Here is a 16,129-nt window from a genome sequence, read left to right as displayed (position 1 = left end):
GTAATATGAGTTATCAAGTATTAGCACGTAAATGGCGCCCTAAAAAATTTACAGAATTAGTGGGTCAAGAACATGTCGTTACTGTTTTAGTCAATGCGCTAGCACAGCAGCGTTTGCATCATGCCTATTTATTTACGGGGACGCGTGGTGTTGGCAAAACGACGATAGCTCGAATTTTTGCTAAAAGTTTGAACTGCGAACAAGGTATTACTTCAACACCCTGTGGCGTTTGTGATACTTGCCAAGATATCGACCAAGGCCGTTTTATTGATTTACTCGAAATTGATGCCGCTTCTAAAACAAAAGTTGATGATACCCGTGAAATTCTTGATAACGTACAATATGCGCCAACACGAGGCCGTTATAAAGTTTATTTAATTGATGAAGTTCATATGCTTTCTCGTAGTAGTTTTAATGCGTTATTGAAAACGCTTGAAGAACCACCTGAGCATGTGAAGTTTATTTTGGCGACAACTGATCCACAAAAACTTCCTGTTACTGTGTTATCTCGTTGTTTGCAATTTCATTTAAAAGCATTAACGGTGAGTCAAATAGAGCAAAAGACTCAGCAGATACTTGATGCAGAAAATGTTTCAGTTGAAAAGGGCGCTTTAACGTTATTAGCAAAAGCCGCTCGCGGCAGTATGCGTGACTGTTTAAGCTTAACCGACCAAAGTATTGCACAAGGCCAGGGGAGTATTACCTTAGCCAATGTGCAGCAAATGCTTGGTGGTGTCGATCAAAACTGGGTCTTTAAAATACTCATTACGTTGTTAAAGCAAGACCCAAAGGCGCTAATGCACCTTTCATTAGACATTGCTTCTTATGCACCTAATTACAGTCGTTTAACCGCTGAACTTATTCAGTTGTTACATCAGGTAGCCATGACACAAGTCATCGGGCAACACTTTGATTTATCACCAGAGCATAACCTCCTGGTTGAAAAATTCAGTCAAGCCATGAGCGCTGAAGATATTCAGTTGTACTATCAAATTGTGCTCAATGGACGAAAAGATTTGCCTTATGCATCAGACGAGCAAGCGGCGTTTGATATGCTATTACTTCGGTTGTTGGCGTTTACACCAATAAAAAATAGTGAAAGCATTCCTGATAATTCTACCCGCGCTACAAATGATTTCGATGATGTCACATTTGACGAAACAAATATCAATAAAACATTGAGCAACGTTAACCTGGTAACAGAGGAGCCTTCTTTTGAGGAAGCTAACACTTTACCAGAGATTGAAGCGATAACACCGCCATTATCACCGGCTGAAATACCTCCTTTAGAAATAAATGCACTTGGGGATATAGAGCAAGAGAATAATTCTCCTCGTTATATTGATACAGAGACTTTAACACCCTTTGATAATTCATTAGAACAAGTTGATCACAACTCAACGGTTGCTCCTGAAAATATAGATATTGAACCATCAATTAGCGATACACCCTCTGTTCAATCGCCTATAGAGCGTGCTTTAGCAACAAGAAATATGCTACGTAGTCGAAAAAAAGGTTTGGAGAAAAGCGCAAAAAAGTCTGATGACGCTATAGGGCGTCAAGATACTTCCAGTAACGAGGTTATGGTATCAAAAATAGAGGAAGCACCAAGACTTGATATTCCTAGGTTTGAGTCTATTTCAGAGCAGGCTTTTGATGTAAATGTGATTGACCCAGCCAAGATTCGCTCAGCAAACCAAGTTGATAAATGGGCAAATATGATTGATGCAATGTCACTTACCGGGCGTCTGCGTCAATTAGCAATACATGCAACAGTTAATGAGCAATCTACTGACGATTTGTTGCTACTTAATTTAAATCAAGCGACAAAACATTTAAACAGTGATGTTGCTCACAAAAAGCTAGAGCAATCCATCTCTGAGTTTTTAAAGCGAAAAATTACTGTAGAATTAACGATAGTCGACGAGACTTCGCATGATCCGTATCAAATTCAATCGCATATCAATGATAAACGTTATGATTATGCGAAAGAATTATTAGAAAATGATGAAATAATTATGGGCTTGAAAAAGCATTTTCAAGCACAATTAGATGAAAACACAATTGTAGCATTATAACTGCTACTTGATATTTGCCGTGTTAAGCTCTATCTTTGCCGGTAATAGAACTTTGGAGAAAAGATTATGATGAAAGGTGGCATGGGCAACTTAATGAAACAAGCCCAACAAATGCAAGAAAAAATGGCTAAAGCCCAAGAAGAATTAGCTAAAATGGAAGTTATCGGTGAGTCAGGTGCCGGTATGGTTAAAGTAACGATGACAGGTAGTCACAGCGTTCGACGTGTTGAAATTGACGATAGTCTTATGGCTGATGATAAAGATATGCTTGAAGATCTGATTTCAGCGGCGTTTAATGATGCCGTTCGTCGTGTTGAAGAACAAAATAAAGATAAAATGGGTGCTTTAACCGGTGGTATGCAATTACCACCTGGGATGAAAATGCCGTTTTAATCAACGTTACGTTGTGAATTAATGTGCCAGTTTCTTTAACAAGAAACTGGCATTTTACTTACTGAGTTATGATAATCTCTCTAACAGTCGATTCTAAGCTTGCTAAGCCCGAGCTTTTTCCTGTAGTGATTGCTTCTTCAATATTTTTACCGTGATTGAAGTGTGCATCTAGTGCGAACATAGCACCAACACGGTTACCACTTGCGCAATGAACAAATGTTTTCTCTTGATTTGATATTGCTGAAGTAAATAGCGCGAGATTTTCTTTATTAATACCACTGGCACCGTTAATGGGCACTGCGATATAATTCATGCCTAACGCTTCTACTTTGGCTTGTTCGTCAAACCCGTTAAATTCACCTTCACCACGTAAGTTAATTACCGTTTTAATACCATTTTTCGATAATATAACTAAATCATTTTCGTTAGGTTGACCAGCAATAATAAATTGCGGGCTAAACTGTTGAACATTTTTTGCTGATATTTTTTCAATAACACTATCTGATGCTAGGGCATAGTTTGAAAAAGATAATGTTAGAATAAATAAAACCGTAAATACCTTTATTGCGTTATTCATTGTTTCTACTTCCGTTTTGTTAATTAATTTAAGCATTGTTGTTTTTAGCATACTCTTATATATATAGCTAAAAAAGCCTATGCATCGGCTTTTTTTAATATATATTAACAATATGAAATCTTATATTAAAGGCAGTAAATAACATGATTTTTGGTGCAAAAAATAAAGAAGAAATTTCCCGGCTTACTATTGAGAACCGTCAATTAAAGACACGTATCGAAACGTTAGAGGCTGATTTATCTTTAGCTGAAAAAGAGAGTGGTCAACTTGTCGAAGATATTTCAATTAATTCTACACGTTATCGTACGCAAGAAGAAATAAATAAACTATGGCTGCAATCATCGTCGCTCGTTAACCTTATTCGTGAAGATCTAGCCTTGTCATCAGCCCATTTAAATCAACATCGAGATACGTTTCAATCGTCACAAGCGCTCTTTGACCAAATTATGGAGATGCTGTCGAGCACGATTATTTCTACTTCACAAATATCTACAGATACTCAAGCGGCTTCTTCATCAGCCGATCAATTAAAAACAGTAACATCAGGTATTAATGACTTTGTAAATATTATTAAAGGCATTTCAGACCAAACAAACTTATTGGCATTAAATGCCGCCATAGAAGCCGCTAGGGCGGGAGAGCAAGGTCGAGGTTTTGCTGTTGTTGCCGATGAAGTCCGAACATTGGCACAACGCTCGGCAGAAGCTTCTAATGAAATATCCAATCTTATTGAGCAAGTAAATACACAAATGGGAGAAGTGATCAGTGGTATAAGCCATGTGGGAGATAATAGTGAAGAAATAAGTGCGAGTACCTCTTCTATAGAAACCACGGCTAAGCAAATTGTCACCTTATCTAAAAACATGTACTCGGTTATCACTAGTACTACCGCCGATTCATTTTTACAAACGGTAAAAATGGACCATGTCGTTTGGAAACTTGATGTCTATAAGGTGATGCTCGGTATGTCTGATAAAACTGCTGCTGACTTTACTGACCATACGATGTGTCGACTAGGAAAGTGGTTTTACCAAGGAGAAGGAGCAGAAAAGTACGCCAGTAAAAGTGCCTTCAAGCAGATAGAAACCCCACATATTGACGTTCATAGTTATGGTATTGAAGCGTTGAAGGCGCATGCTGAAGGTGATAATGAACGTGCCCTAAAAGCACTTACAGTGATGGAGAGTGCAAGTTTCAAAGTGGTTGATGCATTAACGTCACTCTCTAAGCAATTAGCTAAAGACATCGGTGCAGTTGATTAAGATAAATCTCTGTAAAAGGTTTTAATAATACCTAAGTCAAAAAATGCCATTCGATTATACCGAATGGCATTTATGTTCAGGATGAACGGTATAATGAGATGGTATGGATACCAAAGAGCATATATGTTCAGGATGAACATTATAATAAGATGGCGAGCATCTAATGTAGGTCTGTATTTTTTTAACTTTTTTTGCCACTGTTAATTGTCGTTTGGCATTTAAATTTTGTACATCGGTACATGGATACTCTCAAGTTTAAACCCTTTTAAAGTCGCTTGACCTTGATAACTTGATTCCCTATCTCCGCTAAACTCAAAGTCAAAGACACTTATCCAATGAGGCCCTAAAGCTTTGTTAAAGGTTAATCGACTTGAGCTTCGAGAAAGTGAAATAAACTGCAAGCCATCCTTATCACAATAGGCCTTTATATGGCGTAAAGCATATTCAGATACTTTTCTGAGATAAATGAAGTACCACAAAAATAAACAAACAATCAGCAATAAATATATATTTTCCATTCGAGGTCTCTATAGTTAGCGTTGAAATAATAGACCAATAGCTTTACTTAATGCTTGGCTACGTTTTGGCGATCTCATACATTGAAATATTAATGGACGTAATGCAGGGATAGCAACAAGGTCTTTGAAAATCGCTTGAAATACTTCAAGTTCTTGCTGGTCAACTAATAACTCAAAAAAGATCATTATTTGTTGTTCATTATTGAAAAATTGCCAACATCTTCCTGCAATGACTATGGCTATTTCTTCAGACATTGACGTTTCAGGTGATGGTTGCTCTATAAGAGCATTAATAAATCGTACAACATGGGGGTGCTGAAAACTTGAGGCTAAACTGCGTAATAAAAAACTCAACTCTGTTGTTTGGTTAGTCTCTTTATCGGTTACTAGGTTTTCAAATTTTGCAATGAGTACATCAATAACTTCTACCGGTAATTTTACATTTTCTAATGCAGAACATAAGGGTTGTAAAACGGGCTTAGGTAAATGTGGTAAAGCATCCACTAATATTTTTTGCATTTTCTTATCAGATAAACGCACAGCAAAATCATTTAACCCTTGCACACCAACAGACTGCCAGTCTTGCCAATCATTATCACCTGATAAGTAGCCTAATGCGCCTGAAAAGTATTGGCTGCTCTTATTTTTTGTTTCCACAGAAATCAAACTATTTAAATAAGCTAATTTGTACTGTGGTGGTGTAAAATGATAGGGGTTACTTTTAAGTAATTCTTCTTGTTGCTCGTTTGGCGAGGTATTAAGCTCTGCGCCCAATGCTTCAATAATAATCGCAATAAAATGATCTCTTGCTACAAGGTTAAGTAAACCTCGCTCATCAAGCGGTAATTTTACAAACCATAAATATAGCGACGAGTTCGGCTTTTGCCAAAAAGATATCGCTATAAATGCATGCCCTTGAGAAGGGAATGGGTAAGGAATTTGGTTAGCTTCAATTTTAGTAAACGTTTCTTTAGATAATTTATCTATTTTCCGGCCAATATCAAAAACCCTATATTGAGATCCAGAAAGTGTTAATAATTCAGAAATAGTAGAAATAGTACTCATAGATAAATAATAAATAAAATAATAATCGAATAATGTTGGCATTATAGAGATAATAATAGATCAATACTATTTGCTTTTTGCATCATAGATAATAAACCCTGAGATAATCATGCCTTTTGATGAAAAACCCATATTAACGATATTATATCAAGATGAATATATCGTCGCGGTTGATAAACCAGCGGGCTTATTTGTCCATAGAAGTTATATGGACAAAGATGAAATATACTTTGCTTTACAGTTAGTTCGCGACCAAGTGGGAAAATATGTTTATCCCCTTCACCGATTAGACAGACCAACATCAGGGGTTTTATTATTTGGTTTAAATGAAGAGGTTGCGCGTTTAATGGGGCAAGTATTTATTGATAAAAAAATTCAAAAAACATATATCGCTTTATCACGTGGACATTTGCTTGGCGAAGGAGAGATAGATCATCCGTTAAAAGAAAAATTAGATAAATTAGGTGATAAAAATGTCAGTCCAGACAAGGCGCCACAAGAGGCTGTTACTTACTTTGAATCGTTACTAACGGCAAGCTTACCAATACAAGTGGGTAAGTTTGATAGTGTCCGATATTCTTTGATGAAATTACGACCCGTTACGGGAAGAAGGCATCAAATTCGCCGACACCTAGCGCATTTACGGCATCCTATTATTGGCGATATTAATTATGGTGATAATAAACAAAATCCATTTTTCATCAAACATTTTGGTTTCAAACGCTTAATGCTCATAGCAAAAAAAGTAGAGTTTATTCATCCTATTACAAAGTGTCAGGTGATCATCGAGGCTAGTTTTGACCAACAGTGGTTACAGGTTTTTGATGAACTCGCTTGGGATCCAAAGACAATAAATAGCTTAACTTCTTAAAAAATCAATTTATTCTGCTGCCATAATCCTGATTGAATTCACGTCTCTTTCAATTAATGCGGCATAAACATGTTGTGTTCTTTGAGTATTATCCTCGTCAGTTCTTGGGCCTTTTATACTAACGGTATTAATAAAAATATCGTTACTGTAACGTTCGCGTTGTTCGGCGAATGCCAGCATCATTTTTTGATCTTCCGTAACAGGGCGATGAAGTAATGACATCATGAGATGATGATCAGAAATCAATGGTTTTTTTACTATTTTATCTTGTGGTATCGAACTACAAGCAGTAAGTAAAAAAGCGAAGAGCAAAGCAAGTGAAGTCAAAATATTTTTCATATTCAGTCAATAATAAAGCAAACGATACCTCTAGATGGCAAATGCTATGCCAAGTGTTTTATTAAAGGTTAAATTAGCTGGCTTATATAATGAAAAGCTAATTAATTAACTGTTATATATATGAAAATTTGATAGGTTTTATTTATTAAAATGAAGGTTTTTTGTAAAGTATGCTAGGTTTTCTCGTGAAGTTATTTGTTTTTCTCATTCAAGTGTCAAAAAAATAGCGGTGAGAAAACCACCGCTATCCATAGAGAAAAGTTTAAATTTTTACTCTTCTGAAACCGAACGAAGTAAAGCATTAATGCCTACTTTTGCACGTGTTTTAGCATCTACTTTCTTAACGATGATTGCCGCATATAAACTATAAGTACCACATTTAGAAGGTAAGTTACCCGGCACAACAACCGAACCTGCAGGGACACGACCGTAATGTATTTCACCTGTTTCACGATCAAAAATTCGTGTACTTTGACCAATATAAACGCCCATGGAAATTACAGCTCCTGCTTCAACAACAACACCTTCAACAATTTCAGAGCGAGCACCTATAAAACAGTCATCTTCAATAATTGTTGGTCCCGCCTGTAAAGGCTCTAAAACACCGCCAATGCCAACGCCACCCGATAAATGTACATTCTTACCAATTTGAGCACACGAGCCTACAGTTGCCCATGCATCAACCATACAGCCTTCATCAACAAATGCGCCGATATTAACAAAGCTTGGCATTACTACAACGTTCTTACCAATGAAGCTACCTGTACGCACGGAAGCGCCGGGTACAACACGTACGCCATCAGCTTCAAAATCGGCTTGTGTGTAGCCAGTGTATTTCATTGGAACTTTATCGAAAAAAGTACTTTCAGCGCCGTCAATAACGCTGTTGTCCCAAATTCTAAAAGAAAGCAAAACGGCTTTTTTAAGCCATTGATGAACAACCCATTCACCCGCTACTTTTTCTGCAACACGAGCTGAACCATTGTTAAGTGCGGCTAAAGCATCTAAAACAGCTTGCTTAACATCACTCGATACAGTTTTTGGGGTAATATTCATTCTATCTTCGAAAGCTTGTTCTATCGTACTTTGTAAGTTTGACATGCTAATTCCTATTCTTTTTAAATTTAATTTATAAAGTTTGATCTGTTCAGTTATTTTTCACATAACATCGCGGAGAGTTGTTGTTGCTGCTCTTGTGTTAAAGCCACATTATCAGCATTTGAAACAGTAAAAACATCATCTACTTTTTCACCAAAAGTGGTGATTTTTGCAGAATGAATGTGTAATTTGTTTTGTTGAAATATTCGAGCAAACTTGGCTAATAGGCCAGGGCGGTCTAGCGCGATTATTTCTAATAAAGTGGTTTTCTCTGTAGCTGTTTCAATAAAACTCACTTTAGTGGGAATTTTAAAATTATCAATATACGTTGGAGCAGGTTTGGTTTTTATTTTTGGTGAAGCCTTCATTAATGACTTAGTCAGTTTTTTCGCTATATCTAACGCACGGCTACTGTCAGTAATCGCTTTGTTTTTTTGGTCTAATACAACAAAAGTATTTAATGTATAACCTTTTTTACTACTAATAATTTTAGCGTCATGAATGGACAAACGTTGCGCGTCGAGCAATGTCACCATTTTGGCAAAAATATTAACAGAGGCTTTAGTATAAATAAATATCTCAGTACCACCTCGATAAGGTTTTGGGCTGATCAAGACTAAAGGCTTAACAATACTGTGTTTAATGATGTGCCTGCTATGCCAAGCAATTTGCACGGGAGAGTAACGTAAGAAGTAATCCGCTTTAAGTTTGTTCCAAAAAGTTTTAATGTGAGTCACATCACATTCATATTCTTTAAGTAACTCGAGTGCTGCTTCTTGGTTCTCGCGTGTTTTTGCGCGTAAATCAACTTGCTTTTCAAGTCCTCGTCGAAAAGCTCTTTTAGTATTAAAATAAAGCTCTTCAAGTAAGTTTGCTTTCCAGCTGTTCCATAAACTTTCATTGGTGGCACGCATATCAGCAACGGTTAAGCAATAAAGGTAATCTAGATGCGCTTCATCTCTAACAATACCAGCAAATGTTCTGATCACCTCTTCATCTGATATATCGCGACGTTGTGCGGTAACAGACATAACTAAGTGATTTTTGACTAACCAAGCAATCATACGGCCGTCGTGATCGTTTATCGGATGCACTTTGCTGAATTCTAACGCATCAACCGCCCCTAACTTAGCATGATCGCCACCACGACCTTTTGCAATGTCATGAAAGATTCCGGCTATATACAATACCTCAGGTTTGCGAATGCGCTGCATTATCTTGCTACAAAGTGGGTAGTCGTTGTTATATTCTGGCTGGCTAAAACGATAAATGTTTTTAATTAATCGGTAGCTATGTTCATCTACAGAGTAAGCATGAAATAAATCAAATTGCATTTGCCCGACAATATTACGCCATTGTGGCAAATAAGCGGCGATAATTGAATGACGATGCATTAAGCTAAAAGTTAGCCCTAAGCCATTAGGGTGCCTCATTATTTCAATGAAAATTCTTCGACATTCGGCGTAATCCATTAAACCAGAAATTAACCGTCTGCGGGCATTTCTCAATAACCGCAGCGTATGAGGATGTAAATCGGTAATATTTTCGTTTTTAGCGACGAGTAAAAACATTTCCATAATTTTTACAGAGCTCATGAATACTCTGTCGTTAACCGCATTTATCTGCCCATCGATAATAGTAAAATCTTTATTGAGTGGCACAACAGGGTGGTTTTTTTTGATAATGGCGTAGTCGAAATGCTGTAGGAGCATCTTATTAAGTTCAGCAACACGACCTATGATACGGAAAAATCGTTTCATCATACGTTCAATGGCACGTTTACCTTCATCACCAAAGCCCATTAAGCTGGCAACTTCACCTTGATAGTCAAAGAGTAAACGGTTTTCATTACGACCAGCAATAATGTGTAAAGCAGCACGCATACGCCATAAATAGTCTTGACACTCTAACAACTCAAAAAACTCATTTTGTGTTAAATAATGATGAGCAACAAGTTCTTCAAGAGAGTCGGCAACAAAGTGACGTTTTGCCACCCAAGCAATGGTTTGTATATCTCTCAGGCCACCGGGGTTTGCTTTTAAATTTGGCTCTAATGTGTAAGATGCACCATGGTATTGTTGATGACGCTCAAACTGTTCCTCACGTTTGGCCAAGAAAAATTTCTTAGACGTCCAAAAAACATCTTTAGCTAATAATGGATATAAATTTTGGGTTAATGCTTCATTTCCACAAATTTGACGAATTTCCAACAGGTTTGTGGCAATAGTGACATCACTTTTTGCCTGCTTTATACACTCTTTAACACTTCTAACACTGTGGCCAATGTCGAGTTTTACATCCCATAATTGGGTGATAAACGTTGATATTTTTTCTGATAATTCATCACTGATTTTTTCCTGAGTCAGTAATAATATATCGACATCAGAATAAGGGTGTAACTCACCTCGCCCATAACCTCCTACAGCAAGTAAGCTAATTTGATGTTCATCTAAGTTATGCTGACACCAAAGTTTAGACAACACATGGTCTACAAACTGTGAGCGTGTTGAGACCAAAACAGACACTTCTACATAAGGAAATGTGTCTTTTTGCCATTGCTGAAAGTCACGGCTGAGTTGACAGATGTCTTGAGTAGAAATATAAGGAGAGCTAACGGCTAAGGATTTGCTATATTCTATAGGTAGAAGAGTTTGCATAGCTGATTATTTTACTTAGTAGGTTAAGGCGATAGACATCATGCTTTATTTATCGATGTAAAAGCAAATAACGACTATCGCTAACGTGGACTTTATTATAATAACAAGAAAAAAATTAGTTTTGTAAGTGTCTCGGAATAGTATCATCGCTATGAAGTGTTAATATTTCACAGCCTGTTCGAGTAACTACAATGGTATGTTCCCACTGCGCTGACTTTTTGCCATCTAAGGTGTAAACGGTCCAATTATCTTCTTTATCTAAAAGCGTATTAGCGCGACCTAGGTTTACCATAGGCTCAATGGTAAAGCACATACCTTCAACCATTTTTTCTTTATCGTTATTTTTGTAATGAACAATTTGTGGTTCTTCGTGAAATACGTTGCCAATACCATGACCACAATATTCTTTAACAATAGAGTAGCGACCTGATTTTTTAAGGAACTTTTGAATAGCCGTGCCAATTTCACCAAAAGTATTGCCAGGTTTTACTTTCTTTAATCCGACATACAAAGCTTCTCTAGTAATACGGCATAAACGATTGTCTTCTAGGCTTACTTCGCCGATTAAAAACATTTTGCTGGTATCGCCGTGGTAGCCATCTTTAATCACGGTAATGTCTAGATTAACAATATCACCATCTTTTAAAATAACATCGTCAGGAATACCATGACAAACGACATGATTAACTGATGTACAAATTGATTTGGGAAAACCGTGATAGTTTAGTGGCGCTGAAATCGCATTTTGCACTTTATCGGTATATTCAGCGCACAGGGTATTTAACTCATTGGTTGTCACACCGGCTTTAACATAAGGGGTGATCATCTCTAATACGTCTGCTGCAAGTTTTCCTGCAACCCGCATTTTTTCTATTTCTTGCTGAGTTTTGATTGTAATACCCATTTATTCCTCAATTGTCTTTTTAGTGTGAATGCTACAGTAGCTATTTTGCCTAAAAGTAGTGTTATTGTCTATTGGTCTAATCTTTAGCTATTTCAAGTTCAACCGCTTCTATTATCGCGCTAGGGTTTTGCAAATATAAGTTATGGTTGAGCAATGTTAAGTTCTCATTGTGAGCAATTAATAAAGCTGGAAGGGCTTTTGTACCAATGAGTTCTTGAAAGTCATAAATTTCTTGTAGCGTAAACTCAGCCTCTTTGGCTATTTTACCTTCTTTAAATACTTTTGCTGGCGGTGAAAGTTTAAATTCTTCTACTATCTGATTGAAATCACTTTCATGGGTAAAAGGAGTACCTTGTTGAAAGTGTTGCTTTTGAATCGCTTCTATTAGTTCTAAAGTCAGGTGAGGTACTTTCTGACCGACCCATCCAATTAAGTTGGCGCTTAATGTCGAATCTTTTTCAATGTTGAGTGTTTTTACATACTCATGACTAAATTCAATACCAACGTGGTCTTCAACATCATCAATCGTTTTTTTACTGACTTTTTCATCGCCTTCGTAATGTGCACAATGCCATAAATTTAAAGTAATATTTGGATAAGCATTAGCAATCTCTTTAACCAAAGAAGTTGTTACAAAGCTCCAAGGGCAGTGTGTGTCATAAATAAAAAAGAGTTCCGTAGACATAGTAATATATCGCCCTAGTGTTAAGTCAAAAATTGAATCAAAATATAATGACGCTAATTTTAGCGCGTACAGAAAAATTATCCCAGTAAAATAATGACTATATTAATTAAAAAGCATTGACCTTTAATCGTTATTTTCTAGCTTTTGGTAATCTAATATGTTATAAAGTGCGCCGTTAAATTTATCAATTGAATAGTATTGTCGCCGAGATTTTATCTTAGTGTTATTAAGCTTTCTGGCTAAGCCAGTGGCTAAGTTGCTGTTATTAATAATGTTTAACTTTAAAAACCTGTACTACTAAAAATAGTAGTACTTATTATAAATTCACATACATTTATTAAGAATATACCGGGGTGCTCGGTTTGACTTTGTCTTATTTAAGCAAAGAATCGAACAATAAAGAGTTAGGTATATTTGAATGTATGAACGCTTAACCCCCTAAACCAAATAAAGGAAAAATCATGCCAAACGTTTCTATGCGCGATATGCTTAAAGCAGGTGTTCATTTCGGTCACAAAACCCGTTACTGGAACCCAAAAATGAAAACTTACATTTTTGGTTCACGCGATAAAGTTCATATCATCAACCTTGAACAAACTGTTCCTATGTTCAATGAAGCCCTAGCTTTCTTATCAGGTGTTTCTGCGAAAAAAGGTAAAGTTTTATTTGTTGGTACTAAGCGCGCTGCAAGCGATGCAATTAAAGATGCTGCTATCAAATGTGATCAATTCTACGTTAATCACCGTTGGTTAGGTGGTATGTTGACTAACTGGAAAACAGTTCGTCAATCAATTAAGCGTTTAAAAGATCTTGAAGCACAAAGCTCTGACGGTACTTTTGAAGCGCTTACTAAAAAAGAAGCTTTGATGCGTACACGCGAAATGGAAAAACTTGACAAAAGTCTTGGTGGAATCAAAAACATGGGTGGTTTACCTGACGTTTTATTCATCATTGATGCTGATCACGAACACATTTCTATCAAAGAAGCTAAAAACTTAGGTATTCCAGTAATATCTGTAGTTGATACAAACTCAAACCCAGATAACATTGATTTCATTATCCCGGGTAACGACGATGCAATTCGCGCCGTGACTTTATACACTGATTCTGCTGCTAACGCAGTTTTAGCTGGTCGTGAAAAGAACATTGTTGTTCAAGCTGAAAAAGACGGTTTTGTAGAAGCTGAATAATTTCAGTTTTTCATAATTTTTTTTGCTATTGCCACAAGCGTTAACGCTTGTGGCAACATATTCATTTTTATGCCCGGCTTTAAATAGTTTAGGGGATAACAAAAATTGAGGAATTCTCTCATGGTAATTACTGCTGCAATGGTAAAAGAACTTCGTGAACGCACAGCTGCGGGCATGATGGATTGTAAAAAAGCTTTACAAGAAGCTGAAGGCGACATGGAACTTGCGATTGAAAATATGCGTAAGAACGGTCAAGCAAAAGCGGCTAAAAAAGCCGGTAATATCGCTGCTGAAGGTGCTATTTTAATTAAAAGCGCTGATGGCGTTGCTGCACTTCTTGAAGTTAACTGTCAAACTGATTTTGTTGCAAAAGATGCAAACTTCTTAGGTTTTGCTAACGAAGTTGCAGACGCAGCTTTAGCTTCAAAAGCGACAATCGAAGAGCTACAAGCTCAATTCGAAGAAAAGCGTATTACTCTTGTGACTAAAATTGGTGAAAACATCAATATCCGTCGCGTATCATACGTTGAAGGCGCTGCATTAGCTTCATATAGCCATGGCGCAAGCATTGGTGTTGTTGTTGCTGGTGAAGGCGATGCTGAATCATTAAAGCACATTGCTATGCACGTAGCTGCAAGTAAGCCTGAATTTTTAACGCCTGAAGATGTTGCTGATAGTGTTGTAGAAAATGAACAGCGTATTCAACTAGATATCTTAAAAGCTGAAAACGATGCTCTTGATGATAAAAAGAAAAAACCTGTTGAATTGCTTGAAAAAATCATCATTGGTCGTATGAAGAAATTTACCGGTGAAATTTCTTTGACTGGTCAAGCGTTCATCATGGAACCTAAGAAAACTGTTGGTGTTGTTCTTAAAGAGAAAGGCATTACGGTTTCTAACTTTGTTCGTTTAGAAGTTGGTGAAGGTATTGCTAAGAAAGAAGAAGATTTTGCTGCTGAAGTTGAAGCACAAATTGCTGCATCAAAAGCTTAATTTTTAAGCATTCAATTCAGTAAAACAGTTCTTTTTTCAGTTTAGACTTTCGATAGTTAGCTAAAAGTACTAAAATAGCCGCGGTCAAATTGATCACGGCTATTTTTTTCGCCTATTTATAGACAAAATACAGGAATGTTTTTTATGAGCATCAGTCCAAAACCAATATATCGTCGAATTTTATTAAAACTTAGTGGTGAAGCCCTAATGGGTGAAGAGGGTTTCGGTATTGACCCTAAAGTTTTGGATCGTATGGCTCAAGAAATTAAAGAACTGATTGAAATGGGCATTCAAGTGGGATTAGTTATCGGCGGAGGTAACTTATTTCGTGGTGCAGGTCTGGCAGAAGCCGGAATGAACCGTGTTGTTGGCGACCAAATGGGTATGTTAGCAACCGTAATGAATGGTCTTGCAATGCGTGACGCATTACACCGTGCCTTTGTTAATGCTAAATTAATGTCTGCAATTGATTTAGCAGGTGTTTGTGACCGCTACAACTGGGCTGAAGGTATCAGCTTATTAAAATCTGGCCGTGTTGTTATTTTTAGTGCTGGCACAGGTAACCCTTTTTTCACAACCGATTCTGCAGCGTGTTTACGCGGTATTGAAATAGAGGCTGATGTCGTTTTAAAAGCCACTAAAGTTGATGGCATCTATTCAGAAGACCCAGTTAAGAATCCAGATGCTACGTTATATAGCCAGTTAAGCTATAACGAAGTATTAGAGAAAGAACTTAAAGTGATGGATCTAGCTGCATTCACGCTAGCTCGTGATCACAGCATGACTATTCGTGTTTTTAACATGAACAAGCCAGGTGCATTAAAAAACGTGGTAATGGGTGGCGATGAAGGTACAACTATCGATCACACAGAAAACTTAGTTTAATTTTTGATTTAAAGGAAATTCAACGTGATAAACGAAATAAAACAAGATGCTCAAGACCGTATGAGCAAAAGTATCGACTCATTAAAAAGCAATCTAAATAAAGTAAGAACAGGCCGTGCACATCGTTCATTACTTGATAATATTGTTGTTGATTATTACGGTATGGAAACACCATTGAGCCAAGTGGGCAATATTGCAACACCGGACGCGCGTACTTTAGCGATTACCGTTTTTGATAAAGGTATGATCGGTGCTGTTGAAAAAGCAATTTTGAAATCTGATTTAGGCTTAAATCCGTCATCTCAAGGTACGCTTATTCGTATTCCATTACCGCCATTAACAGAAGAACGTCGTAAAGACCTTGTTAAAGTGGTTAAAAATGAAGCTGAAAATGGCAAGGTTGCTATTCGTAATATCCGCCGTGATGCTAACTCTGACGTTAAATCTTTGAATAAAGAAAAAGAAATCAGTGATGATGAAATGCATCAATCAGAAGACGACATTCAAAAGCTGACTGATACTTATGTCAAACAAGTTGATGATATTTTATCAATCAAAGAAAAAGAGTTAATGGAAATATAACGCCTTTAACCGATAAAATAAGCCGTAGTCTT

General features: G+C 36.9%; 16 protein-coding genes. 8 read left to right on the top strand and 8 right to left on the bottom strand.

Annotated features, from left to right (window positions below):
- The first annotated feature begins 5 nt into the window (after positions 1-5).
- Together dnaX and H4J39_RS16720 are read left to right on the top strand one after the other, a co-directional pair.
- Positions 6-2,078, top strand: coding sequence for a DNA polymerase III subunit gamma/tau (gene dnaX, locus H4J39_RS16725; protein ID WP_182229486.1), 2,073 nt, complete (start codon positions 6-8; stop codon positions 2,076-2,078).
- 63 nt (positions 2,079-2,141) lie between these two features.
- Complete coding sequence (locus H4J39_RS16720) at positions 2,142-2,471, top strand: YbaB/EbfC family nucleoid-associated protein (RefSeq protein WP_182180286.1); 330 nt, start codon at positions 2,142-2,144, stop codon at positions 2,469-2,471.
- A gap of 58 nt (positions 2,472-2,529) precedes the next feature.
- Here H4J39_RS16720 and H4J39_RS16715 read toward each other — a convergent pair whose 3' ends face one another.
- Positions 2,530-3,048 carry a fused DSP-PTPase phosphatase/NAD kinase-like protein gene (locus tag H4J39_RS16715; RefSeq protein WP_182229485.1) on the bottom strand — a complete coding sequence of 173 codons (519 nt, stop codon included), beginning with the start codon at positions 3,046-3,048 and terminating at the stop codon, positions 2,530-2,532.
- Between the two features lie 143 nt (positions 3,049-3,191).
- Here H4J39_RS16715 and H4J39_RS19335 point away from each other — a divergent pair, with 143 nt between their 5' ends.
- Positions 3,192-4,310: a methyl-accepting chemotaxis protein gene (locus tag H4J39_RS19335; RefSeq protein WP_182229484.1), complete on the top strand. Its 1,119-nt coding sequence runs from the start codon at positions 3,192-3,194 to the stop codon at positions 4,308-4,310.
- A 218-nt stretch (positions 4,311-4,528) separates the two neighbouring features.
- On the opposite strand, the gene H4J39_RS16705 is transcribed toward H4J39_RS19335, so the two are convergent.
- Positions 4,529-4,828, bottom strand: coding sequence for a DUF3301 domain-containing protein (locus H4J39_RS16705; protein ID WP_182229483.1), 300 nt, complete (start codon positions 4,826-4,828; stop codon positions 4,529-4,531).
- Positions 4,829-4,843: 15 nt separating this feature from the next.
- On the bottom strand, positions 4,844-5,893 hold the full coding sequence (locus H4J39_RS16700) for a DUF3549 family protein (protein WP_182229482.1): 1,050 nt from the start codon (positions 5,891-5,893) through the stop codon (positions 4,844-4,846).
- A 109-nt stretch (positions 5,894-6,002) separates the two neighbouring features.
- Between H4J39_RS16700 and truC the strand changes: the two genes are divergently transcribed.
- A complete protein-coding gene (gene truC, locus H4J39_RS16695; protein ID WP_220462240.1) occupies positions 6,003-6,764 on the top strand; it encodes a tRNA pseudouridine(65) synthase TruC in 762 nt (253 codons plus the stop codon).
- Between the two features lie 9 nt (positions 6,765-6,773).
- Here truC and H4J39_RS16690 read toward each other — a convergent pair whose 3' ends face one another.
- The 5 genes from H4J39_RS16690 to H4J39_RS16670 all read right to left on the bottom strand — a co-directional run bounded on the left by H4J39_RS16690 (position 6,774) and on the right by H4J39_RS16670 (position 12,447).
- Complete coding sequence (locus H4J39_RS16690; RefSeq protein ID WP_182229481.1) at positions 6,774-7,103, bottom strand: hypothetical protein; 330 nt, start codon at positions 7,101-7,103, stop codon at positions 6,774-6,776.
- 270 nt (positions 7,104-7,373) lie between these two features.
- Complete coding sequence (dapD, locus tag H4J39_RS16685) at positions 7,374-8,204, bottom strand: 2,3,4,5-tetrahydropyridine-2,6-dicarboxylate N-succinyltransferase (RefSeq protein ID WP_182225408.1); 831 nt, start codon at positions 8,202-8,204, stop codon at positions 7,374-7,376.
- Positions 8,205-8,254: 50 nt separating this feature from the next.
- Entirely contained in the window at positions 8,255-10,858 is a 2,604-nt protein-coding gene (gene glnD / locus H4J39_RS16680; protein WP_182229480.1) for a [protein-PII] uridylyltransferase, read from the bottom strand.
- Positions 10,859-10,973: 115 nt separating this feature from the next.
- Positions 10,974-11,762: a type I methionyl aminopeptidase gene (map, locus tag H4J39_RS16675; protein WP_182229479.1), complete on the bottom strand. Its 789-nt coding sequence runs from the start codon at positions 11,760-11,762 to the stop codon at positions 10,974-10,976.
- 76 nt (positions 11,763-11,838) lie between these two features.
- Positions 11,839-12,447 (bottom strand): hypothetical protein, encoded by a 609-nt coding sequence (locus tag H4J39_RS16670; RefSeq protein WP_182229478.1) that lies wholly within the window; start codon positions 12,445-12,447, stop codon positions 11,839-11,841.
- A 461-nt stretch (positions 12,448-12,908) separates the two neighbouring features.
- Here H4J39_RS16670 and rpsB point away from each other — a divergent pair, with 461 nt between their 5' ends.
- The 4 genes from rpsB to frr all read left to right on the top strand — a co-directional run bounded on the left by rpsB (position 12,909) and on the right by frr (position 16,097).
- Positions 12,909-13,637, top strand: coding sequence for a 30S ribosomal protein S2 (rpsB, locus tag H4J39_RS16665; protein ID WP_070374057.1), 729 nt, complete (start codon positions 12,909-12,911; stop codon positions 13,635-13,637).
- A gap of 120 nt (positions 13,638-13,757) precedes the next feature.
- Positions 13,758-14,630 (top strand): translation elongation factor Ts, encoded by an 873-nt coding sequence (gene tsf / locus H4J39_RS16660; RefSeq protein WP_182229477.1) that lies wholly within the window; start codon positions 13,758-13,760, stop codon positions 14,628-14,630.
- 144 nt (positions 14,631-14,774) lie between these two features.
- Positions 14,775-15,515: a UMP kinase gene (gene pyrH, locus H4J39_RS16655; protein WP_182180233.1), complete on the top strand. Its 741-nt coding sequence runs from the start codon at positions 14,775-14,777 to the stop codon at positions 15,513-15,515.
- A gap of 24 nt (positions 15,516-15,539) precedes the next feature.
- A complete protein-coding gene (gene frr / locus H4J39_RS16650) occupies positions 15,540-16,097 on the top strand; it encodes a ribosome recycling factor (RefSeq protein ID WP_182180236.1) in 558 nt (185 codons plus the stop codon).
- Positions 16,098-16,129 lie beyond the last annotated feature (32 nt).

It is taken from the genome of Colwellia sp. Bg11-12 (genome assembly GCF_014076955.1).
In the GTDB taxonomy this organism is placed as follows: domain Bacteria; phylum Pseudomonadota; class Gammaproteobacteria; order Enterobacterales; family Alteromonadaceae; genus Colwellia_A.
Note: the sequence above shows the minus strand (reverse complement) of the source record. Positions and strands in the feature narration are given on the sequence as shown.

Bases quoted from the DNA above. Each gene is read 5' to 3' on its own strand.
- dnaX (WP_182229486.1), top strand. From the start codon at position 6: ATGAGTTATCAAGTATTAGCACGTAAATGGCGCCCTAAAAAATTTACA.
- H4J39_RS16715 (WP_182229485.1), bottom strand. From the start codon at position 3,048: ATGAATAACGCAATAAAGGTATTTACGGTTTTATTTATTCTAACATTA.
- H4J39_RS19335 (WP_182229484.1), top strand. From the start codon at position 3,192: ATGATTTTTGGTGCAAAAAATAAAGAAGAAATTTCCCGGCTTACTATT.
- H4J39_RS16705 (WP_182229483.1), bottom strand. From the start codon at position 4,828: ATGGAAAATATATATTTATTGCTGATTGTTTGTTTATTTTTGTGGTAC.
- H4J39_RS16700 (WP_182229482.1), bottom strand. From the start codon at position 5,893: ATGAGTACTATTTCTACTATTTCTGAATTATTAACACTTTCTGGATCT.
- truC (WP_220462240.1), top strand. From the start codon at position 6,003: ATGCCTTTTGATGAAAAACCCATATTAACGATATTATATCAAGATGAA.
- H4J39_RS16690 (WP_182229481.1), bottom strand. From the start codon at position 7,103: ATGAAAAATATTTTGACTTCACTTGCTTTGCTCTTCGCTTTTTTACTT.
- dapD (WP_182225408.1), bottom strand. From the start codon at position 8,204: ATGTCAAACTTACAAAGTACGATAGAACAAGCTTTCGAAGATAGAATG.
- glnD (WP_182229480.1), bottom strand. From the start codon at position 10,858: ATGCAAACTCTTCTACCTATAGAATATAGCAAATCCTTAGCCGTTAGC.
- map (WP_182229479.1), bottom strand. From the start codon at position 11,762: ATGGGTATTACAATCAAAACTCAGCAAGAAATAGAAAAAATGCGGGTT.
- H4J39_RS16670 (WP_182229478.1), bottom strand. From the start codon at position 12,447: ATGTCTACGGAACTCTTTTTTATTTATGACACACACTGCCCTTGGAGC.
- rpsB (WP_070374057.1), top strand. From the start codon at position 12,909: ATGCCAAACGTTTCTATGCGCGATATGCTTAAAGCAGGTGTTCATTTC.
- tsf (WP_182229477.1), top strand. From the start codon at position 13,758: ATGGTAATTACTGCTGCAATGGTAAAAGAACTTCGTGAACGCACAGCT.
- pyrH (WP_182180233.1), top strand. From the start codon at position 14,775: ATGAGCATCAGTCCAAAACCAATATATCGTCGAATTTTATTAAAACTT.